The sequence below is a fragment of the Pseudoduganella aquatica genome (genome assembly GCF_009857595.1).
In the GTDB taxonomy this organism is placed as follows: Bacteria; Pseudomonadota; Gammaproteobacteria; order Burkholderiales; family Burkholderiaceae_D; genus Rugamonas; species Rugamonas aquatica_A.
In genome coordinates, this window is the sequence record NZ_WWCU01000038.1 from 1 (window position 1) to 19,747 (window position 19,747).

The window sequence follows — 19,747 nt, forward strand, 5'->3', positions numbered from 1 at the left end:
CCGCCTGCCGCTGACGCTGTCCGTGGCGCCGTTCATGCTGGCGGGCGGCGCCGCCGGCGGGCGCGCCTGCGCCATCGTCATGGCGCGCGATCCGGAGGCGGTGACCGCATCGGCCGCCGTACTGCAGCAGCTGTTCGAGCTGACGCCGGCCGAGGCGGCGGTCAGCTGCGCGCTGGCGGCGGGCGCTTCGCTGGAGGACATTGCGGCGGCCAGCAGCGTGAGCGTGAACACCGTGAAGACCCATTTGCACCGGGTCTACGGCAAGACGTCCACGCGGCGGCAGGGCGAACTGATCGCGCTGATCCACGGTTCCACGGCGACTTTGCTGCCGCCTCATTCAGTCGGATGACGCCAGCACCAGCATGCCTGCCTACAATGGGTTCGACCGGTGCACACAGGCCGGCGAGAACCTTAATCCAGTTATCCAGGGATGGTGCATATCATGAAAAAATTACTATTGGCGGCATTGATGGGCGCAGCATGCGTGGGCGCGGTAGCGCAGCAGAGCGAAACGGTGACCATCCCGGCGCCGGCGCAGACAATCTCGGCGATCGAGGCGCCCACGCAGCGCGTGTACCTGACAGATATGGAATTCGGCAGCTACAAAGGCGGCTATGACTTGTCGAACGGGCAGGTGCTGACGCTGACGAAAAAAGGCAGCCGCATGTACGCCCAGGTGGGCGACATGGACGAGCACCAAGTGGTGGCCGTGGCGCACAATACCTTTGTGGCGCTGGACCAGAAACTGAAAGTGCGCATCGACCTGGATACGGGCATCGGCAGCGGCATCGGCGGCGAGCTGCTGATGGTGGTGCCTGGCCGCAGCATAGCCGGCATGCCTGCGCAGGATACGCTGATGCGGGTGGCCTTCCGCTAACAAGGGCGCGCGGCGGCGCCCGGGTGGCTTACAGCTGCTGCTGGGCGTCGAAGGTGTTGCAGCGGCCGGTGTCGCCGCTTTCCAGGCCGCGCTTGAACCAGCGCACGCGCTGCTCCGAGCTGCCGTGCGTGAAGGAGTCCGGCACCACGCGGCCCTGGGACTGGCGCTGCAGCGCGTCGTCGCCGATGGCGGTGGCGGCGCTCAGCGCCGTTTCCACGTCGCCCTGCTCCAGTATGCTGCGTGAGCGGTTGGCGTGGAAGGCCCACACGCCGGCGAAGCAGTCGGCCTGCAATTCCAGCCGCACCGACAGCGCATTGGCCTGCCGCTCGGAAGCGCGGCGGCGCTGCTGGTCCACCTTGTCCGAAATGCCGGTCACGTGCTGCACGTGGTGGCCCACTTCGTGCGCGATCACATAGGCTTGCGCGAACTCGCCGTTGACGTGGAAGCGTTCCTGCATCAGCCGGTAGAAGCTCAGGTCGATATACACTTGCTGGTCGCCGGGGCAGTAGAAGGGGCCGGTGGCGGACTGGCCGGTGCCGCAGGCGGTATCGGTGCTGCCGCTGAACAGGATCAGCCTGGGCTTGACGTAGCTGCCGCCCTTGGCGCGGAACAGCTCGGTCCACACGTCCTCCGTGTCGGCCAGCACCACCCTGACGAACTTGCTTTGCCGGTCGGACGCGGGAGGCGTGTGCGACGGCGCCTGCTGCTGCACCTGGGCCGGACCGCCGCCACCGCCGCTGAGCAGGCTGAGCATCGTGAGCGGATTCACGCCGAACACATACGAGCCGATGAGCGCCAGCACCACGGTGCCGATGCCGATGGAGCGGCCGCCCAGGCCAAAGCCGCCACCGCCGCCGCCGCCATCGCCGCGCCGGTCTTCAACGTTGTCGCTCTCGCGGTTGCCTTCCCATTTCATGGCGTGCTCCTGTTCTGCAGTCTTATAGGTTTGTAGCCACTATACGCTAGCAATGCGGTTGCGGCCGCCGCGCTTGGCGCGGTACAGTGCGTCGTCCGCACGCTTGAGCACGTCCTCGGCGTGGGCGTCGCCCGCAAGGAACTCGCTCAGGCCGCCGCTGATGGTGGCGCCGCCGCCCACCGCGCCCAGGCGCAGCAAGGCCTCCGCCACGCGCAGGCGCAGCCTTTCGGCGATGGGGGCGGCCTGGTCGCGGTTGGTGTGCGGCATGAGCACCACGAATTCGTCGCCGCCGAGGCGGGCCGGGAAGTCGGTGCTGCGCAGCTCGTCGCGGCAGACGTCGGCGGCGGCGCGGATGGCCTTGTCGCCGAACAGGTGGCCGAACTGGTCGTTGATATTTTTAAAGTGGTCGATATCGAAGATCAGCAGCGTGGTCGGGGTGCCGTAGCGTGCGAACACTTGATAATGTTCGGTCAGCGATCCCATCAGCTTGCGCCGGTTGTACAGGCCGGACAGCTCGTCGATCTCGCTGTGCAGGCGCAGCTGGGCTTCCAGCTGGTGGCGCGCGGTGATATTGCTGGCCACCCACAGCACCGCGTCCTCGCCGTCCACCTGGAATTCGAGCGCCTGCACGCGGCCCTCGAACCAGCTGGCTTTCAGCGGCGTCCTGCCGCCCTTGTACAGGATGTCGTTGCTGTCCAGGCCGTATTCGACCACGTGCAGGCTGCGCGTGGCCAGCGCCTTGTGGATTTCGCCCACAAACCACTCCGCCTTGGCGGGCACCAGCAGCTCGGCCATGGTTCGGCCCGCCAGAAAACCGATCTCGTCGTAATAACGCACGTCCGCCCCGCCGAAAATAGCCGCGTAGCGGCCGCTGCGGGTGAGCAGGAAGGCCGGGTCGGGCAGGGCTTTCAGGACCGAGGCAATCTCTTGGCTCGACAGGGCAGGCAGGTGCGGCATGGAAAATCCGGGGTCTTGTTTAACTATCATTCAATTTTTGTGCAGCGCCGCAACGGTAGCAGAGGTATGGCCTTAAGGCAAGATAGCGCCGCCTGCGGCCGGGTTCGCATAGCATGCAGGTTGAGCTTGTATCGGGAGGCTGGCCATGTTGATTTTACTGAAACGCGCGCTGTGCATGCTGTTGCTGGCCTGCGGCGCCGGCGCATCCGCCGGCACGGTGGGGGACCGCGTGGCGCTGCAATATTTTTACCCTGACCTCGACACGCCCACACGCAGCTACGCGGCCCAGCTGGTGGACGGCGACGGTGCGCTGTTCCGCAATGTGGCAGGCGTGTTCGACCTCACCATTACCGACACGCAAGTTATCGCCAGCAACTTCAACACCCGCGCCATGTGGCTGGGCGGCGCCTTCAACGGTTTCGCCCTGACCGACCTGGACCATGGATTTCATCCCTTTGCGGCGCTGGGACGGGAAACCAATATGGCGGGCTTCTCGCCGGCCAACGTGACCTTCAGCGGGAACGTGGCCTATGTCAATTGGCAGGGGCTGTCCTTTGACGAGGACACGCGGGTGGTACTCTACCTGAGCGCCGTGCCGGAACCTGCCGCCTACGTGCTGATGCTGGCGGGCGGCCTGATCCTGCTGCTGGCGCTGCGCCGGGGCCGGGCGGTTCAGGCCGGGTAGGCGGGCGCGTCGGCCAGCACGCCGGCCAGCTGAAGCTCGCCGCGCGCATGCGGCTCCCACGCCAGCTTCAAGTGCGCATCCCGGAACTGCCCCCGGCGCTCCATATAGTCTGCTGCGTAGTCGTAGAACAGTACATAGTGCATATCGTCCCTTTGTAGCCATGGCCGAGCAGGAATGCTAACATTTTGCTTGGCTAGGTGCCGGGGCTCGCGGGTGATCCCGCTATAATGAGCCTATTTGCTGCCAAGGATCTGGACATGCGAACCATGACATCCCTCGAAGCGCAAAACCACTTCGGCGAAATGATCGACACTTCTCAACGGGAACCTGTCCTCATTACCAGGCGAGGTCGTCCGGTCTCCATCGTAATATCTTCGAACGGAGACTCCAGCGACTCCCTCTTTCAGTACATGAAGGCGGTACGGGAATTGGCTCCTCTGCAAGGCAAGGAAGCTTCCGATGCCCTCGCTGATGTGCTGTCTCGCATGGGAGCCCAGGCGGAAATAGACGGCTTGACGGAAGCAGACATAAGTAAATTGATTAATGACGCAGAGTGATTTGCGTCGTATCGTTTTCGATACCAATGTACTTGTCAGTGCGGCGATCCTTCCGGTCTCGGTTAGCCGGAAAGCACTGTTGCATGCTGTCGAGCACTTTCAGCTTGTCCACTCCGATCAAACGTGGGCTGAGTTCACTGAAGTTATTTGCCGGAAGAAATTTGATCGATATTTCCCAGACTTGAGCCGCCACGAATTCCTTCTTGTCGTAGCCAGAGCCAGCGAGTTCTTGAACGTCTCTACAATTGTTTCCGACTGTCGAGACCCCAAGGACAACAGGTTCCTTGCTTTGGCAATCGATGCCGGAGCGGCCGCGATAGTCAGCGGTGACAGCGACCTTTTGATGCTGAATCCTTATCGCGGAATTCGAGTGATGTCGCCATCCGATTTTCTGGGGATTTGATCAGCGCGAGTAGAATTGCCGTGCTCCATATCTACGCCGCGCTGGGGCGGCGAAACTAATACAGGGAGAGCCGCGTGACTGCCGACGAGATCATCGAACAACTCAGGCCCTTGGGCCGCGATTCCTATAAAAACGTGATGTTCAAGCATGGCGTGCCGGAACCGCTGCTGGGCGTGAAGATCGAGGATTTGAAAGTCTTCCAGAAGAAAATCAAGAAGGACTACCAGCTGGCGCTGGAGCTGTACGACAGCGGCATCTACGACGCGCGCTACCTGGCCGGCCTGATCGCCGACGACCGCGCCATGAGCCGCGCCGACCTGCAGCACTGGGCGGACACCTCCAGCTGCCTGGCCACCAGCGAATACACCGTGGCCTGGGTGGCGAGCGAAAGCCTACACGGGCGCGAACTGGCGCTGGCCTGGATAGACTCCGGCGAAGAAAAAATCGCCACCGCCGGCTGGGCCACCCTGAGTGGGCTGGTGGCGATCACCGACGACGGCAAGCTGGACCTGGAGGAGCTCAGGTATCTGCTGCTGCGTGTGCAGGAAACCATCCACCGGCAGCCGAACCGTGTGCGCTACGTAATGAATGGTTTCGTGATTGCCGTGGGCTGCTACGTGGCCCCGTTGACCGCGCTGGCCGAGCAAGTGGGCAGGGCGCTCGGCGCCGTCACCGTCGACATGGGCGACACCGCCTGCAAAGTGCCGCCGGCGGTGGATTACATCGACAAAGTCCGGCAGCGCGGCACGCTGGGCAAGAAGCGCAAGACCATTAAGTGTTGAACCGATGTGGGAATTTGGGCGCAGGACTTACCAAATGCAGCTTATCTCCAGACGCTTAACGCCTTGCTTGTCTTTTTTGGAAACAACTGTGCATGCCAAAGTGTTGTCAGCTATGCGCTTGGCGAGAATGACCTCGCCGCGTTCGCCATAGCGGCAAGCGATCCACTTTCCGCCCTCGATCATGCCTTCAAGCTCCTCCCAAACATCGCCTGACGCCGTCGAACGGCTTGGCTTGAGAAATCCTTTTGCGGCTGGCGGACCGAACATGGGCTCGGCGTAACTCAGGCGCAGGCTGGTTCGGGCGAACGGGGTCCAGCCGGTGGGAGGATTAGTGATGGACACAGAGTCTTGAGGTATCTCCGGTGGGCATTCGATCAAGTGCTGCGTAGCGGCTGAAGCCATCAGCGTTACTGAAGTGCCGAGCGCCGCAGCGAGGTAGAGGTGATAGTGAGCCATATCTCACCTCATCTCAATAACGCTGTAGGCGTCGGCATTATTGCTGGCATTTGGCCATGCCCCACTTTTGCGTTGCTTGAGGCCTCTGGAGGGGATGAAGCGAGAGGAAATTGTCGGTTTGTTGTTCTGGTCGGCGGGACGGTCATCTTTCCATTGGTCCATTACCCAGATTCCCTTGATGCCGTGCCGAAGGAAGAGTGCCGCGTGGTTGCCCTTAGAGTGGCTAAGATAATGGCCGTTGACGAACGTGGCGATGGCTGTGCCGGGTTGGATATCCTTGTTGTTCATGACGGCCGCACCGGCTTTCCAGCCTCTATGGTTAGGGGCTCCACCGTAGAACTGAACTAGTGCAACGCATTGAGTTGTCCCTACTTTTGCTTTTCCTTCCAAATCAGACACTTTTGAATAGACGTATGCCATTTCAGTCTCCATGCGTGGGGATGTGGTCGAACTGGTGGAACGGGAGATGATTCAGGCGATTCGGTTACTCGAGAGATCCCAGCCGCCTACGGTATTGCCAGCGATGCCGCCGCCTATTCGCTGCTGCACGTATTTCCAGTTCACCCTGGAGAACTTCAGGCCGACGTGCTCAGTAAGGATTTCGCCTTCCTCGATGCCTGGCGTGACATGGCCGATCAGGACGTCTTCGAGGTCGATCTCGAAATACTTGATCCGTTCACCCTGTCCATCCGCACGCATGAATTCGAGCTTGGCCTTAGGAATGGTTTTTCCTGCCGAGCACGTCTGCAGCAGTAGCGGAGAGGAAAGGTCCGCTAGCTTGGTTAAGCTGATTTCTGAATGTTCACAGCGCTCTGCCGTATGACCACCGCCTGTGGATGCGGTTGCGCTCTTGGGTTGCGCAATGCCCCAGTGGACTGAGGTGCATTCAATCCAGCTGCGGTGTTTGTCGTCGTTCGATTCGCCGTTGATGCCGTCGATTTGCAGGTATACATCGATTGCCATGGTTCTCTCCTGGGTAAGCAATAGGACGAGGCCTATTGTTACTTGATGGTGAGAAATATTCTGTGCGGAGGATCAAAGAGATAGCAGGCCGATACTGCGTCACAGCAAGGTCTATTCCGTTTTTGAGTCGGATGTTTTGCGAAGCGGCCGGAAACAAAAAAGCCCACGAACCGAAATTCGTGGGCTTCCTTGAGTATTCGTGGTAGGCCGTGCGGGATTCGAACCTGCGACCAACGGATTAAAAGTCCGCTGCTCTACCAGCTGAGCTAACGACCCGAAAGAGGCAGCATTATAGGGCGGCTTGCGCGTTTCTGCAAGCGCGGTTTTTATTCTTCGCTTTCTTCCGGCACGTCCAGCCAGGCGATGCGGCCGCCTCCGGTTTCGGCCAGGCGCGCCGTCAGCGCCACGGCGGCGCTGTCCGGCAGGCTGAAGTCGAAGCGCACCAGGTCCGCGTGCTGCACGCCGTCCAGCCGTGCCTCGGCCAGTTCGATTTCGCGCCGCATCAGCCCTTCCAGCGCATACGGCACCTCGCAGCGCAGCGCGCGCAGTTTGACGATGGCGATCTTCTCCGCCCCCAGCAACGCTTGCGCCACGCTGTCGGTGTAGGCGCGCACCAGGCCGCCCGCGCCCAGTTTCACGCCGCCGAAGTAGCGCACCACAGTGGCTTGCACGCCTTCCAGGTCCTGGTGGCGCAGCACGTCCAGCATGGGGCGGCCGGCGGTGCCGCTGGGTTCGCCGTCGTCCACGGCGGCGGACTGGCCGCCTGCCAGCAGCGCCCAGCAGACGTGGGCCGCGCCCGGATGTTGCGCCCATAACTCCGCCACCACTTTTTGCGCCGACGCGCGGTCCGCCATCGGCTGCACGCAGGCGATGAAGCGGCTCTTTTTGATGATCAATTCGTGATGGACGGCGGTGGTAATGGTCTGCGGCATGGTGCGATTGTACAGGCTTGCTATACTCGCCCTCAACTCAACCTAGCGACACGATATGACCAGCACCACCGAAGAACACGACCTGGGCGACGACGATCTCCTGTGCCAGCAACTGGGCTTGCCCGCACGGGGCGTGAGCCTGGTGAAGATGGAGGGGCGGGTGTTCCTGCGCATCGCCGGCGAGGTGAAGGCCGAGGGCCTGACCGTGCCTTACCAGCTGGTGCCCGCGCAGGGCGTACTGGCCAAGCCGTCCAAGTGGCGCAAGATGGACACCGAGGCGCGCAGCGCGCTGCTGCGCGAACGCAGCGGCGACAAGGCGATCCACGACCTGCATGAACAGGCGACCGGTTTTGTGCACGAAATCGCCGCCGCAGCCGAGGACTACGATTTCGACGCGATGAGTTTCCTGCATACGCTGGACGACTTGCAGACGTCCCTGATGGCCGGCGAGGTGTTCGACCGCATCCGCCAGCGCCTGGACCACGCCATCGAGCGCCAGACCGAGGAGCGCTACGCCGAGCGCACCAAGCAAAGCATCAACCTGGCCGAATACCCCGATTCCTTTGAGGTGGCGCGCCGCCTGCCGCGCCGCTTTGTCGCGTTGCTGGGGCCGACCAATTCCGGCAAGACGCACCGCGCCATCGAGGCGCTGGCGAAGGCGCCGAGCGGCATCTACCTGGCGCCGCTGCGCCTGCTGGCGCTGGAGAACTACGAGCGGCTGCAGGAGTTCAAGCAGCACGGCAAGCCGCTGGCGGTGAGCCTGGTGACGGGCGAGGAGCGCCGCCTGGCCGAAGGCGCCACCCACGTGGCGAGCACGGTGGAAATGCTGGACACGCGCACGCCGGTGGACGTGGCCGTGATCGACGAAATCCAGATGCTGGCGGACCGCGACCGTGGCGCCGCCTGGACCGCCGCCGTGTGCGGCGCGCCGGCGCGGACCGTGTACCTGGTTGGCGCGCCGGAAGCGCGCCGCGCCATCGAGGCGCTGGCCGAGCGGCTGGAGTGTCCATTGGAAGTGCATATCCTGAAACGCAAGGCGCCGCTGTCGATGGAGGCCACCTCGGTGCGCAAGGTGCGCAACCTGCGCAAGGGCGACGCGGTGATCGCCTTCTCGCGCCGCGAAGTGCTGATGTGGCGCGACATGGTGACGGAGGCCGGGCTGTCGGTGGCCACCGTGTACGGCAACCTGTCGCCCGAGGTGCGGCGCGCGCAGGCGCAGCGCTTCCGCGAAGGGCAGGCCGACGTGGTGGTGGGCACGGATGCCATCGCCATGGGCCTGAACATGCCGATCTCGCGCATAGTAATGACCACCAGCGTGAAGTACAACGGCTACGAGGAAGAGGAGATCCCGGCCGCGCTGGCGCGCCAGATCGCGGGCAGGGCGGGGCGCTACGGCATCCACGAGGAAGGCCTGGTGGCGGGCTTTGACGACGATACGCACCAGGTGATGCGCTCGTTGCTGAAGGAGAAGCTGGCGCCGCTGAACACCAGCGGCTTCTCGGTGGCGCCCACGCTGGAGCATTTGCACCGCATTGCCTCGGTCACCAGCGAGACCTCGCTGGCCAAGCTGCTCAAGCGCTTCGTGCACAATATCGACGTGCCGGACGGCTTCTTCTATCCGCGCATTACGGAAGACCAGACCAGCCGCGCCGAATGGCTGGACAGCCTGCCGCTGTCGGTGGCGGACAAGTTCACGCTGTCGCTGGTGCCGGTGTCGAGCAAGGTGATGTCCTTGCAGCGCGCCTGGGAGCACTGGGCCTTGTCGCTGTCGCGCGCCAAGCCCACGCGGCTGAAGGCGGACGACTTTGCGCTTTCCTATCTGTCGCTGCAGGAGGTGGAGGATGCCTGCCGCCTGTATTCCGCCTACGCCTGGCTGGGCTACCGCTTGCCCGAGTTCTTCCCGGACATCGAACTGGCGCAGGAATTGTCGCGCCGCGCGTCCGAACGGGTGGACTCCGTGCTGCAGGACCAGAACGCCGTCAGCCGCAAGCGCCATCCCAAGCGCTGGCGCTGACTTCTGTTTATGGACGCTCCAGCGTCACGCTCATCAGGCCGATCACGCTGTCGTTGCTGAGCGTGCGCAGGGTCAGGCTGCGCAAGGGTTTCTTCGGATCGAGCGCGATGGCGAGCGCCGTCGCCGCGCCGCCGGGCACCACGCCGCCGCTGCTTTGCAGGCGCACCGCGCCGGTTTTCAGGTCCACGCGCGGCGGCACCGGTTGCGGGCGGCTGAACTGGTAATCGTCGATGAAGTAGTCCTGCTCGATGGGCCACCAGTTGACCGGATTGTGCAGCGCCAGCCGCGCGGTGGTGCCGTCCGCGTAATGCACCAGCACTTCGCCGTTGTCGATGCGGCTCTGCATGAAGTTGGTGGAGCCGGCCATCAGCAGCCAGGCCTGCCGCGCCTTGCCCGCCAGCGGGATCTCCACTGATTTTGGATAGTTGTCCCACTGCGAGGTGAAGACGATGTTGCGCGCCTGCGCGCCGGCCGGTGTGGCGAAGGGCACGCCGTTGGGCATGCGCAGCAAGCCGCCGTTGGCTGCGGCCACCGCGCGCAGGCCGCTGTCGTCAATCTCCGCCGTGGCGTTGACGTGGCCCGCCCATGCGCCTATGCCTTGCGCCGGCAGGGACAGCGAAACATGGGGCGAGCGCGGGGACTGGTATTTGCCGGGCGCGAAGATGTCCTGCGCCTTCTCGTTGAAATAGGGCGCAAGGCTGACGGCTTCCAGTGTTGCGCCGCGCTTGTCGGTATTCCAGTCCGTTGCGGGCGGCAGCGCGGCGGCGCGCGGCGCGCCTGCGGCCGCAGCGTTGGCCGTAGCCGCTGCCACGGTCCTTGCGCCAGCCCATTCGATGGCGATGGCCGTCTCGCGCGCCATGGGCGCTTCGATCAGCAGCGCGGCCTGGCCCACGGATGCGGGATCGCGCCGCCACGCTGCGGGCGCGCCGTTGACGGTGACGCGCTGCACGCGCTGGTAGGCTTGCGGAATGCGCAGCGTGACGGTGCGGAAGCGCTGCCCGGACTGCGTGACCGTCCAGCGTTCGGCCTTGCCGCTGCGGGTGAAGTCCAGCCCCAGGTCTGGATGCGCAAGGCGCGCATGGTTCCATGACGCGGGGAAGCCGGGACGCACGGTGAGCGTGCCGGCCAGCGCGTCCGGCGCCACTCCGAACAGGCCTTCCACGATGGCGCGCGACATGACGCCGGCGCCGTCTGCGAAGTCGCGCTGCGATTCGCGGCGGTAGGCGTCCAGGTAGTTCATGCTGCCCACGTTGCCGGGCGAGATGCCCATATACATGCTGGCCAGCAGGGCGCTTTTCGCCAGCAGGAAGGCCTCGCCGGCGCTGCCGGCCTGCCACAGCGCCAGTGCAGTATGCAGGTTCTCGCCCATCACCACGTTGTTGATGGACCAGGAGTAGGGCATCCAGTCGCTGGTGGGCAGCACATGGTAGGCCGCGTCGGCGGGCACGCCCGGCCCGCTGACCGGGATGGGCTTCAGGCGCCGCTTGAGCGCGGCGGCCATGCGCTGCGCCTCCTGCGGCGTGGGCACGCCGGAATCGATGGTGTGATAGAAGCTCCACAGGCCGTAGCTGGGGTGCAGCAGCTGCGCGCCCAGCAGGTCTTTGTATTCGGCGAAAGCGCCTTCCTCCTGCATCCACAGGTGGGCGCGCATGGCTTGCGCTATCAGCTCCGCTTCGCGCTCATAGGGCTGCGCGTCCTTGCCCAGCAGGCGGGCGATGCGCGCCGCGCTGCGGTTGGCGTACACGTTGTAGGCCGACGCGTGGCTGGCGCCGCCGCCGTTGTAGTACAGGTCGTCGCTGGCCCAGATGTTGGCGTAGGCTTCGTACAGCGGCAGCTTGGCGGGGCCGAATTCGCGCCGGAACAGGCGGCGTTCCCAGGCCAGGTGGCGTTCTATCACGGGCCATGCGCTGCGCGCGTACTCCACGTCGCCTGTCCACAGCAGATGCCGGAACAGCGCGTCCATGAAGACCATATTCATGTCGTAGTGCGAGTTGGACAGGTCGCCGTTGGAATGCAGGCCGGCCTCGTTGCGCGCCAGGTTGGAAACGGTGTCCGCGCCGGGCAGCCGGTCCGGGACGGGCTGCGTGTTCTGGCGCGGCGTCCACGCGCCCAGGTTGCTGCGCGCGCGGGCGTGCCAGCCCAGCGCATCCAGCGCATACGGGCCGCGCCAGCCGAGCAGCTTGGTGCGCCAGGCGATGGCGCCGTGCATGATGGCCTGGTCGGCTTCGTCCCACAGCGCGTCGGCGGCGACGTTGAGCGCGCCCACGGCGGCGTTCAGATAAGGGTCGGGCGTATCGATGCTGACCGTGCGGCGCAGCGCGGCGAAGTGCTGCTGCGTTTCGGCGAACAGCGCGGGCAGCTGGCTGCGCGCATATTGCGGGTCGAGCGGGATGATTTTTTTCGGCGCGGCGGCGGGCTTGCCTGCGGTGACGGCCTTGTACTGGTCGAGGTCCTGCGCGGGCGCACCGCCGGGCAGGCGTTGCAGGGACAGCAGCAAGGGCGCGTCGTTTTGCAGCGGCACGCGGCCAAGGACGATGGGCGAGGCAGTTTTTTCCGCAGCCGCTTCGGCGGATTGTGGTGCAAGCAGCGCGGGCAGGTCGTTCCACTGCGCGCCGTCGGCTATGCGCAGCGTGCTGCCGGCCGGCGCCACGCCTGCGATAAGGCCGGCGCGGCTGGCCAGGGTGTAGCCGTCGCCGTCCAGCGTGATGCGGTTGCCGCTGGCGTGTTCGGGTTGGAACTGGAAGTATTCGCTGATGGGAACCTTCTCGGTGCCGATGTCGCCGTCGCGCACGCCGCGCGCGCCGTTCACGCCGCCGTAGGCCCATACCAGTTCGGCCCCTGCGCCCAGTCCTTGGGCTTCGGTGCGCACGATCAGTCCCTCAGTGCGCGCATAGGCCAGCGCCACGATGCTGACGACGCCGCTGGGGCCGAAGGCAGGGTCGCGGATCTCGTAGCGCAGTTCGCCGGGCCGGTAGCGCGTGGTGATGGCGGCGGCCTGGTGCAGCCACACCGCGCCGGCGGCGGTGCGCACGGCCAGGCGCAGGTTGCCGCCACGGCCGGGCAGGTAGAGCAGGAATTCGGGTTTGTCGCCGCCGTCGGCGCGGAAGGCTGTGTTGCCGCCATAAAGCGAGCGGTTGAAGAACTCGGCGCCGTTGTCGATGACGAAGTCTTGTCCGTCCGGCCGATAACGCAGCGCCTGCTGCACGCGGCCCTCCAGGTTGGGCCGCAGCCCTCCGGTGGCGGAGGGACCGGCCCCGGCGGCAAGCCCGGCGGCCTGCGCCAGCATGGCTGCGGCGAGCGCGCGGCGCACAAAACTTTTCATTGCAACCCCAGCAGTGGATATGCACCAGATGATAGCGGCAGGCGCTTCAGCTGTGGCCGTCCGCCGGATCATCTTTGTGATTGTTGACGCTGAGGCCGCTGAGCAAACCATGCCCGCTTAACTGCATTTCATCCCCGCGAAAATGCCGTTTATCCCAAGTCCGTTGTCTGGTTTGCACGCATTGCATACAGTGTTTGAACCGGCCACAAAACAAGTGTTGGCTGGCCTTGCAACCTTTTTCGAACCGAACGAATACTAAGGATGGGCCTCATCATGAAAAAAATTATTCTGGCAGTGCTGCTGGGGGCAGCGTCGCTGGCCGCCGTTGCCCAAAACATGCAAACCGACGAGTCGGTGCAGGTTCCCGGCCGCGCGCTGAAGATAGAACTGCCAGCCCTGCCGCTGCATATGGGCCGTGACCAGAGCAGCGCCTTCCGTGGCAGCTACACGCTGTCCAATGGCCAGATGCTGCATCTGCGCCAATACGGTTCCGGCCCTGCGCTATACGCCGAAATCGATCAGCAAGGCGCACGCAAAATGATCGCCGCTTCGCCCAATACCTTTGTCGCGGCGGACCGTTCCCTGAAAGTGACGCTGGAACTGAAGCCGGACGGCGACGCCGGCGGCGAAGTGCTGATGCGGGTGCCCGCGCAGCGCATGGCGGACGGCACGCTGAGCCAGGCGAAAGTGATCTCGGCGACGGTGCGCTAAACCTAGGGCGCGCTGGCCTGGGGCATGGGCAGCCCGTAGCTGCGGTAGATGCGGAGCAGGGCGCCGTCCTTGGCCATGGCCTCGTAGGCCAATCGCCACGCGCCCGCTTCATGCTCGCCGAAGTCCTTGCCGCCGGCCAGCCACATGTCGGCCGATTCCACCAGCATGCCGGTCTGGAAGCTGGCGGGATTGCGGCCGGTCGCGCGTATCTTTTCCATATTGATGACGTTGCCGCCGTACAGCGCGTCGACGATGCCGCGCTCGACCATGCGCACCATGTCCTCGAGCTTGGTAGCCTGCACGATCTGCGCTTCGTTGAACTGGCGGCCGAGCAGCTGCGCCAGGTTGGGTGAGCCGCGCAGCACCACGATGCGCAGCTTGCGGGCCTGCTCCAGCGTGGTAATGGGCTTGTCGCCTTGGCGGTTGATAAAGACGAAATGCTGGGTGTCCAGCTTCACCAGCCAGGTGTACTGCGCTTCGCGTTCCGGTGTGCGGGTCAGCGGCAGGATGGCCGTGTGCGGCCCATGCTGGGCCAGCGCGATGGCGCGCGCCCAGGGGTAGAACGATACCTTGACCGGGTTGCCGGTGCGCTTGAGCAATTGCTCCACCACTTCCACGTGCAGGCCGGGGTGCTGAGGCTGGCCTTCGATGGCGTAGGGCGGCAGGTCGCCGGTGACGATGCTCAGGCGCGCGGCCTCGTCCGCCTGCGCGGGCAGCGTTCCCAGCAGCAGCGGCAGCAATAACCACATCGCCAGCACAGTACGGCCGAGGGAGTGGCGGCCCACCATCATTCTTTCACTTTCAGTATCTCCGGCATTGATACTTCCCATTCTACCTGTAGCCGTGCGGCAATGCACCCTGGCATTGTTTTTGTCTCCGCAGCCACGGTACGGTATGATCTTGCGCAATCGACAAAGGAGTTGGTTTGCGTTTCTTATTGGCATGGATTTACATGGTGGCGCTGCTGGGCGCAGGGCTGGCCGGCGCCGCCGTGGCGGCGCAGCCGGCGGTGGTGCCCGCCACGCTGCCGGCCGTGCTGATGCCGTCCGCGCCGGAAAAGGCACTCAGCCAGTTCCGCCTGGACGGCTGGCAGATAGAGCAGGGCTTGCCGCAGAACGCCGTGTCGGCGCTGGCCCATACCAGCGACGGCTATTTGTGGGTGGGCACGCTGGGCGGGCTGGCCCGCTTCGACGGCGCCCGCTTCACCACCTTCGATGCCTCCGAATTCGCCGACTTGGCGTCCCAGCCGGTGCTGGGCCTGATGCAGGACGCGCAGAAAAATCTGTGGATAGGACACAACAAGGGCGCGGCCATCTACCGCGACGGCAAGTTCAAACCCATGTTTTCCGCCGGGCAACTCGGCGACCAGCGCGTGTGGGCGTTTGCCCAGGCGCCGGACGGCGCCGTGTGGGCCGCCACCAGCAACGGGCTGGTGCGCTGGGCCAAAGGCGTGACCAGGTATTACCGCGAGGCCGACGGCCTGCCCACCGACCGCCTGCGCGCGCTGGCCTTTGACCGCGACGGCGTGCTGTGGATCGCCAGTTCGGGCGGCGGCCTGGTGTCGTTCTCGGGCGGGCGCTTCACGGTGCTGAATCCGGCCAGCGGCTTCCCCCATCTGCAAGTGCGCTCGGTGCTGGCCGACCCGGCCGGCGGCGTGTGGGCCGCCACGGCGGGCGGTGGACTGGTGCGCGTGAAGGACGGCAAGATCAAGGTGTACACCGTGGCCGACGGCCTGCCCACCGACCAGCTGACAGGCATCACGCGCGACCAGCACGGCACGCTATGGATAGGTACCTGGGGCAGCGGCGTGGTGCGCATGGTGGGCGAGCATTTCAGCGCCATCGCCAGCGGCGGCGGCCTGGCGGGCGACCATATCTGGTCCATCCATACCGACCACGAGGGCAGCGTGTGGGTCGGCACCTGGGTCAGCGGCCTGGTGCGGCTGCGCGACCGCGCTTTCGGCGTGCTGGGCGTGCCGGAAGGGCTGTCGCACGACAATGTGCGCTCGGTGCTGCACGGGCGCAACGGCGTGACCTGGCTGGCCACCGCCGGCGGCGGCCTGAACCGCGTCGACGCGGCCGGCATCACCGTGCTGGGCAAGAAGGACGGCCTGCCCAGCGAGGAAATCTCCAGCCTGATGGAAGACCGCGACGGCGCGCTGTGGATAGGCAGCTACACCGGCGGCGCCGCGCGCCTGCTGCAAGGCAAGGTCACCGTGTACGGCACGGCGCAGGGCATGCCCAGTTCGGAAGTGCGGGTGCTGTACCAGGACCGGCAGGGCGTGGTCTGGGCCGGCACCCAGTCCGGCATCGCGCGGCTGGACGGCAAGGTCTTTGCGCCGCTGCGCACGCCGGGCGCGCCGTCCGGCGGCGTGTCATCCATCCTGCAGGACAAGGACGGCAACTTGTGGTTCGGCACCACCGGCGAAGGCCTGGCGCGCTACCGCGACGGCGTCTTCAAGACACTGACGGCGGCCGACGGCCTGCTGTCGAACTGGATCATGTCGCTGTACGAGGACAAGGCCGGCACCCTGTGGATAGGCAGCAATGGCGACGGCCTGAATCGTATGCGCGGCCAGCAGCTGAGCAGCATCCGCCCCGCCGACGGCCTGTGGGACGGCACCTGCCTGAGCATACTGGAGGACGGCCAGGGCTATTTCTGGATCAGCGGCAACCGCGGCTTCCACCGCGTGGCGCGCAGCGAGCTGGATGCGTTTGCGGAAGGGCGGCTGGCCAGGGTGAGTTCGGCCGGTTTCGGCCCGGGCGATTCCCTGCGCAGCACCACGTTTGCGGGCGGGCTGCAGCCGACCAGCGCCATGGATGGCGCGGGCAACCTGCTGCTGCCGTCGGCCAAGGGACTGGTGCTGGTGGATCCGCGCCATCTGCCGGAAAGCGGCCAGCCGCCCGCCGTGCGCCTGGAACGCGTGACGGTGAACGGCGCGGTTCAGCCGCTGGCGGCGCAGCTGGCCCTGCCGCCGGGGCCAGTCACGCTGGCCATCCAGTACCGCGCCGAGACGCTGCTCAACGCCGAGCGGGCGCGCTTCCGCTACCAGATGGAGGGACTGGCGCCGCGCTGGATCGACGCCGGCGAGAACCGGGAAGTGTCGTTCCCTGCGCTGGCGCACGGCAGCTACCGCTTGCGCGTCGCCGCCAGCATAGACGGCAAGAGCTGGAGCGAGGGCGGCCCTGTGCTGGCCATTACGGTGCAGCCCTTCTTCTACGAGACGTTCTGGTTCGCGGGGCTGATGCTGAGTGCCCTGGCGGCCGGCGTGTATCTGCTGTTCCGTCTGCGCGTGCGCCATCTGCGCATCCGCCACGCGGAAATGCAGCGCCTGGTGGCCGAGAAGACCGAGGCGCTGAAGCAGGCCAACGAGCATTTGTCGCGCCTGTCCTTTGTCGATGCGCTGACCGGGCTGGCGAACCGGCGCCGCTTCGACGAGGTGCTGAACGACGAGTGGAACCGCGCCGGCCGCAACAACGCGCCGCTGGCGCTGGTGATCGCCGACATCGACAGCTTCAAATCCTATAACGATGCGCTGGGCCACCAGGAAGGCGACCGCTGCCTGGCGGCCGTGGCGGCCGTGTTCGCCAGCCAGGCCCGGCGCGCGGGCGATCTGGCCGCGCGCTACGGCGGCGAGGAATTCGTGCTGCTGATGCCGGGGATGGCGCAGGCGGCCGCGCTGGCCGTCGCCGAAGAACTGCGCGCCGCCTGCGAGGCGCTGGCCATCAGCCATCCCGCCTCGCCGGTCAGCCCGGTGGTGACGCTGAGCCTGGGCGTGACGGTGTGCGTTCCTGCGGAAGGCAAGTCGATCAACGGCTTCATCCTTGAGGCGGACACGGCGCTCTACCGTGCCAAGAATGAGGGCCGCAACCGCGTGTGCGCGTGAGCGGTCAGGTTTGTTCCAGGTAGGATCTGCCGAACACGCCGATCAGCGTGAACAGCCACAGCACCGCGCCTATCACGCACCAGACGATGTTGGCGGTGGTGAGCTGGTCGTTGCCCTGGCCCTGGGCATCGCCGCAGGCTGCGTTGATGTGTTCCTGGGCGGCCAGGTAGCAAAAGCTCATCGGTGCAAGGATCAGCAGCGAGCACAGGCCTGCGATAGTGCTGCCTACGCTGGACTTGATCAGCTGCTCCAGCACCGCGCTTGCCAGCAGCAGCACAACCAGCTGCCAGGCGGTGCTGCGGTAATTCCATGGCGCCGCGCCCAGGTCTTCGGCGCGGGACGCTACCTTGCGCAGCAGCGCATGCACAAAAAAGACCGAGAAAATGGCGCGCGGCACCGGCCACACGCTGTCTGCGCTGGCGCGGCGATACTGGTTCCAGTTCTTGAAATGCCAGAACAGCTGGTAAATGCCGACGGTGGCGAAAAACAGGATCAGGAACTTGCGCTGCGAAACCACGTAAAACGGATGGCCGGCGGTGCTGTCGTGAATAGGGCTAAGTTCGGCTTTGGGCGGGGCGTAAACGTTGTCGGTCATAGGATGGGCAGATGAGGTTTGCGAATGGAAAAAGTTTCCATGTGGATATTAGCCTCTTGCGTAAAGCGCAAAACTATTCAATTGTCACGGCGGGGCGGTATGATAGTTATTCCAATCACTTGCGAGAATGATCATGCCGACGTCCCTTTTGCTTGCGAAGAATGACCAGCTGGGGCTGGAAATGCTGTCCAGCCTGGTGAACCGCCACGGCTGCATCACCGGCGCCACCGGCACCGGCAAGACGGTCACGCTGCAAAAGATGGCGCAGTCGCTGTCCGACATCGGGGTGCCGGTGTTCATGGCGGACGTGAAGGGCGACCTGTCCGGCATCGCCAAGCCCGGCGCGCTGAGCGAGAAGATGGGCAAGCGGCTGGCGGCGCTGAAGCTGGACGCGCCGCAGTGGGCAGGCTGCCCGGTGACGTTCTGGGATGTGTTCGGCCAGCAGGGCCATCCGGTGCGCGCCACCGTGTCCGACCTGGGGCCGCTGCTGCTGGCGCGCATGCTGAACCTGAACGACACCCAGGAAGGCGTGCTGCAGCTGGTGTTCCGCATTGCCGACGACAACGGCCTGCTGCTGCTCGACACCAAGGACCTGCGCGCCATGCTGCAGCACGTGGGCGACAACGCGGCCGATTACAAGACCAGCTACGGCAACATCAGCGCCGCCAGCATAGGCGCGATCCAGCGCGGGCTGATCGCCATCGAGGAGCAGGGCGGCGACCAGTTCTTCGGCGAGCCCATGCTCAATATCGACGACCTGCTGCAAACCGATGCGGCCGGCAAGGGCGTGGTCAACATCCTGTGCGCGGACAAGCTGATGAATGCGCCGCGCCTGTACGCGGTGTTCCTGCTGTGGATGCTGTCCGAGCTGTTCGAGCAGCTGCCGGAAGTGGGCGACCTGGACAAGCCCAAGCTGGTGTTCTTCTTCGACGAGGCGCACCTGCTGTTCGCCGAGGCGCCCAAGGCGCTGCTGCAGAAGATAGAGCAGGTGGTGCGGCTGATACGCTCCAAGGGCGTGGGGGTGTTCTTCATCACGCAGAACCCGCTCGACATTCCGGACACGGTGCTGGGCCAGCTTGGCAACCGCGTGCAGCACGCGCTGCGCGCCTACACGCCGCGCGACCAGAAGGCGGTGAAGGCCGCCGCCGAGACCTTCCGCCCGAATCCCGCGCTGGACGTGGCGCAGGTGATTACCGAACTGGGCGTGGGCGAGGCGCTGGTGTCCTTCCTGGACGAGAAGGGCACGCCGCAGATCGTGCAGCGCGCCTTCATCCTGCCACCGGCCAGCCAGCTTGGCCCCATCGACGCCGCCGAGCGCAAGGCCGCCATCGACGGTTCCGTGGTGGCGGGCGTCTACGAAAAAACGGTGGACCGGGAGTCGGCCTACGAACAGCTGAACAGCCGCTTGGCCAGCACGGCGCGCGCGGGCGACGACCGCCCGGCCGCCGCCGGACGCGGCAATGCGCCGCCGCAATATCAGCCGCAGTCCCAGCCCCAGGCTCAGCCAGCCCCGGCCGACGACCGCTCCATCTTCGGCGACGTGCTGGGCGGCCTGTTCGGCAAATCCGGCAAGCGCGACACTGCCGTGCAAGCGATGGTGAAATCGGCCGCCCGCAGCATAGGTTCGCAAGTGGGCCGCGAGATCATCCGTGGCGTGCTGGGCTCCATCCTGAAGAAGCGCTAGACGCGGC

19 protein-coding genes, 1 tRNA gene and 1 pseudogene are annotated in these 19,747 nt (G+C 65.3%); 10 read left to right on the forward strand and 11 right to left on the reverse strand.

Features of this window, described 5'->3' with window-relative positions; translation table 11 throughout:
* A partial coding sequence (locus GTP77_RS24200; RefSeq protein WP_161074722.1) for a helix-turn-helix transcriptional regulator occupies nt 1–349 on the forward strand: 349 nt, incomplete at its 5' end.
* Between the two features lie 93 nt (nt 350–442).
* The gene (locus GTP77_RS24205) at nt 443–877 is read left to right on the forward strand and encodes a hypothetical protein (protein WP_161074723.1); all 435 of its coding nucleotides are present in this window, start codon (nt 443–445) and stop codon (nt 875–877) included.
* A 28-nt stretch (nt 878–905) separates the two neighbouring features.
* Here the strand turns inward: GTP77_RS24205 and ypfJ are convergent, their stop codons facing one another.
* Both ypfJ and GTP77_RS24215 read right to left on the reverse strand, forming a co-directional pair.
* A complete protein-coding gene (gene ypfJ, locus GTP77_RS24210; RefSeq protein WP_161074724.1) occupies nt 906–1,793 on the reverse strand; it encodes a KPN_02809 family neutral zinc metallopeptidase in 888 nt (295 codons plus the stop codon).
* 39 nt (nt 1,794–1,832) lie between these two features.
* The gene (locus GTP77_RS24215; RefSeq protein ID WP_229202343.1) at nt 1,833–2,780 is read right to left on the reverse strand and encodes a sensor domain-containing diguanylate cyclase; all 948 of its coding nucleotides are present in this window, start codon (nt 2,778–2,780) and stop codon (nt 1,833–1,835) included.
* Nucleotides 2,781–2,895: 115 nt separating this feature from the next.
* Between GTP77_RS24215 and GTP77_RS24220 the strand changes: the two genes are divergently transcribed.
* Nucleotides 2,896–3,435 (forward strand): PEP-CTERM sorting domain-containing protein, encoded by a 540-nt coding sequence (locus tag GTP77_RS24220; protein ID WP_161074726.1) that lies wholly within the window; start codon nt 2,896–2,898, stop codon nt 3,433–3,435.
* Nucleotides 3,436–3,443: 8 nt separating this feature from the next.
* On the opposite strand, the pseudogene GTP77_RS30255 reads toward GTP77_RS24220, so the two are convergent.
* Nucleotides 3,444–3,578 (reverse strand): annotated as a pseudogene (locus tag GTP77_RS30255) (YciI family protein); the annotation flags it as partial.
* Nucleotides 3,579–3,701: 123 nt separating this feature from the next.
* On the opposite strand from GTP77_RS30255, the gene GTP77_RS24225 reads away from it, so the two are divergent.
* From GTP77_RS24225 to GTP77_RS24235, 3 genes are all read left to right on the forward strand, one after another.
* Nucleotides 3,702–3,992 (forward strand): type II toxin-antitoxin system Phd/YefM family antitoxin, encoded by a 291-nt coding sequence (locus GTP77_RS24225; protein ID WP_223149394.1) that lies wholly within the window; start codon nt 3,702–3,704, stop codon nt 3,990–3,992.
* A complete protein-coding gene (locus GTP77_RS24230; protein WP_161074728.1) occupies nt 3,979–4,395 on the forward strand; it encodes a putative toxin-antitoxin system toxin component, PIN family in 417 nt (138 codons plus the stop codon). The genes GTP77_RS24225 and GTP77_RS24230 overlap by 14 nt, the downstream gene beginning before the upstream one ends.
* A 74-nt stretch (nt 4,396–4,469) precedes the next feature.
* Nucleotides 4,470–5,177, forward strand: a complete 708-nt coding sequence (locus GTP77_RS24235; RefSeq protein ID WP_161074729.1) for a DNA alkylation repair protein — start codon at nt 4,470–4,472, stop codon at nt 5,175–5,177.
* A gap of 27 nt (nt 5,178–5,204) precedes the next feature.
* On the opposite strand, the gene GTP77_RS24240 is transcribed toward GTP77_RS24235, so the two are convergent.
* From GTP77_RS24240 to GTP77_RS24260, 5 genes are all read right to left on the reverse strand, one after another.
* Nucleotides 5,205–5,633, reverse strand: a complete 429-nt coding sequence (locus tag GTP77_RS24240) for an STY0301 family protein (protein WP_161074730.1) — start codon at nt 5,631–5,633, stop codon at nt 5,205–5,207.
* A 3-nt stretch (nt 5,634–5,636) separates the two neighbouring features.
* A complete protein-coding gene (locus GTP77_RS24245) occupies nt 5,637–6,053 on the reverse strand; it encodes a BPSL0067 family protein (RefSeq protein ID WP_161074731.1) in 417 nt (138 codons plus the stop codon).
* A 51-nt stretch (nt 6,054–6,104) separates the two neighbouring features.
* Nucleotides 6,105–6,596 (reverse strand): Hcp family type VI secretion system effector, encoded by a 492-nt coding sequence (locus GTP77_RS24250; protein WP_161074732.1) that lies wholly within the window; start codon nt 6,594–6,596, stop codon nt 6,105–6,107.
* A gap of 200 nt (nt 6,597–6,796) precedes the next feature.
* Nucleotides 6,797–6,872: transfer RNA gene (locus GTP77_RS24255), tRNA-Lys, on the reverse strand.
* 50 nt (nt 6,873–6,922) lie between these two features.
* The gene (locus tag GTP77_RS24260) at nt 6,923–7,528 is read right to left on the reverse strand and encodes an IMPACT family protein (protein WP_161074733.1); all 606 of its coding nucleotides are present in this window, start codon (nt 7,526–7,528) and stop codon (nt 6,923–6,925) included.
* A 55-nt stretch (nt 7,529–7,583) separates the two neighbouring features.
* Between GTP77_RS24260 and GTP77_RS24265 the strand changes: the two genes are divergently transcribed.
* Nucleotides 7,584–9,542, forward strand: coding sequence for a helicase-related protein (locus tag GTP77_RS24265; protein WP_229202344.1), 1,959 nt, complete (start codon nt 7,584–7,586; stop codon nt 9,540–9,542).
* Nucleotides 9,543–9,549: 7 nt separating this feature from the next.
* Here GTP77_RS24265 and GTP77_RS24270 read toward each other — a convergent pair whose 3' ends face one another.
* Entirely contained in the window at nt 9,550–12,864 is a 3,315-nt protein-coding gene (locus tag GTP77_RS24270) for a DUF4450 domain-containing protein (RefSeq protein ID WP_229202345.1), read from the reverse strand.
* A gap of 273 nt (nt 12,865–13,137) precedes the next feature.
* Between GTP77_RS24270 and GTP77_RS24275 the strand changes: the two genes are divergently transcribed.
* The gene (locus tag GTP77_RS24275) at nt 13,138–13,575 is read left to right on the forward strand and encodes a hypothetical protein (RefSeq protein WP_161074734.1); all 438 of its coding nucleotides are present in this window, start codon (nt 13,138–13,140) and stop codon (nt 13,573–13,575) included.
* Between the two features lie 2 nt (nt 13,576–13,577).
* Here GTP77_RS24275 and GTP77_RS24280 read toward each other — a convergent pair whose 3' ends face one another.
* Nucleotides 13,578–14,366 carry a substrate-binding periplasmic protein gene (locus GTP77_RS24280; RefSeq protein WP_161074735.1) on the reverse strand — a complete coding sequence of 263 codons (789 nt, stop codon included), beginning with the start codon at nt 14,364–14,366 and terminating at the stop codon, nt 13,578–13,580.
* Nucleotides 14,367–14,500: 134 nt separating this feature from the next.
* On the opposite strand from GTP77_RS24280, the gene GTP77_RS24285 reads away from it, so the two are divergent.
* Nucleotides 14,501–17,461 carry a two-component regulator propeller domain-containing protein gene (locus GTP77_RS24285; protein WP_161074736.1) on the forward strand — a complete coding sequence of 987 codons (2,961 nt, stop codon included), beginning with the start codon at nt 14,501–14,503 and terminating at the stop codon, nt 17,459–17,461.
* Between the two features lie 4 nt (nt 17,462–17,465).
* Here GTP77_RS24285 and GTP77_RS24290 read toward each other — a convergent pair whose 3' ends face one another.
* Complete coding sequence (locus GTP77_RS24290) at nt 17,466–18,056, reverse strand: hypothetical protein (protein ID WP_161074737.1); 591 nt, start codon at nt 18,054–18,056, stop codon at nt 17,466–17,468.
* 133 nt (nt 18,057–18,189) lie between these two features.
* Here GTP77_RS24290 and GTP77_RS24295 point away from each other — a divergent pair, with 133 nt between their 5' ends.
* Nucleotides 18,190–19,740: a helicase HerA-like C-terminal domain-containing protein gene (locus GTP77_RS24295; RefSeq protein ID WP_161074738.1), complete on the forward strand. Its 1,551-nt coding sequence runs from the start codon at nt 18,190–18,192 to the stop codon at nt 19,738–19,740.
* Nucleotides 19,741–19,747: the final 7 nt, after the last annotated feature.

What these genes read in the sequence shown, in the direction of transcription:
- GTP77_RS24240 (WP_161074730.1), bottom strand. Translation starts at nt 5,633, where the DNA reads ATGGCTCACTATCACCTCTACCTCGCTGCGGCGCTCGGCACTTCAGTA.
- GTP77_RS24225 (WP_223149394.1), top strand. Translation starts at nt 3,702, where the DNA reads ATGACATCCCTCGAAGCGCAAAACCACTTCGGCGAAATGATCGACACT.
- GTP77_RS24215 (WP_229202343.1), bottom strand. Translation starts at nt 2,780, where the DNA reads ATGATAGTTAAACAAGACCCCGGATTTTCCATGCCGCACCTGCCTGCC.
- GTP77_RS24260 (WP_161074733.1), bottom strand. Translation starts at nt 7,528, where the DNA reads ATGCCGCAGACCATTACCACCGCCGTCCATCACGAATTGATCATCAAA.
- GTP77_RS24250 (WP_161074732.1), bottom strand. Translation starts at nt 6,596, where the DNA reads ATGGCAATCGATGTATACCTGCAAATCGACGGCATCAACGGCGAATCG.
- GTP77_RS24230 (WP_161074728.1), top strand. Translation starts at nt 3,979, where the DNA reads ATGACGCAGAGTGATTTGCGTCGTATCGTTTTCGATACCAATGTACTT.
- GTP77_RS24265 (WP_229202344.1), top strand. Translation starts at nt 7,584, where the DNA reads ATGACCAGCACCACCGAAGAACACGACCTGGGCGACGACGATCTCCTG.
- GTP77_RS24270 (WP_229202345.1), bottom strand. Translation starts at nt 12,864, where the DNA reads ATGAAAAGTTTTGTGCGCCGCGCGCTCGCCGCAGCCATGCTGGCGCAG.
- ypfJ (WP_161074724.1), bottom strand. Translation starts at nt 1,793, where the DNA reads ATGAAATGGGAAGGCAACCGCGAGAGCGACAACGTTGAAGACCGGCGC.
- GTP77_RS24245 (WP_161074731.1), bottom strand. Translation starts at nt 6,053, where the DNA reads ATGGCATACGTCTATTCAAAAGTGTCTGATTTGGAAGGAAAAGCAAAA.
- GTP77_RS24290 (WP_161074737.1), bottom strand. Translation starts at nt 18,056, where the DNA reads ATGACCGACAACGTTTACGCCCCGCCCAAAGCCGAACTTAGCCCTATT.
- GTP77_RS24280 (WP_161074735.1), bottom strand. Translation starts at nt 14,366, where the DNA reads ATGATGGTGGGCCGCCACTCCCTCGGCCGTACTGTGCTGGCGATGTGG.
- GTP77_RS24205 (WP_161074723.1), top strand. Translation starts at nt 443, where the DNA reads ATGAAAAAATTACTATTGGCGGCATTGATGGGCGCAGCATGCGTGGGC.
- GTP77_RS24275 (WP_161074734.1), top strand. Translation starts at nt 13,138, where the DNA reads ATGAAAAAAATTATTCTGGCAGTGCTGCTGGGGGCAGCGTCGCTGGCC.
- GTP77_RS24220 (WP_161074726.1), top strand. Translation starts at nt 2,896, where the DNA reads ATGTTGATTTTACTGAAACGCGCGCTGTGCATGCTGTTGCTGGCCTGC.
- GTP77_RS24295 (WP_161074738.1), top strand. Translation starts at nt 18,190, where the DNA reads ATGCCGACGTCCCTTTTGCTTGCGAAGAATGACCAGCTGGGGCTGGAA.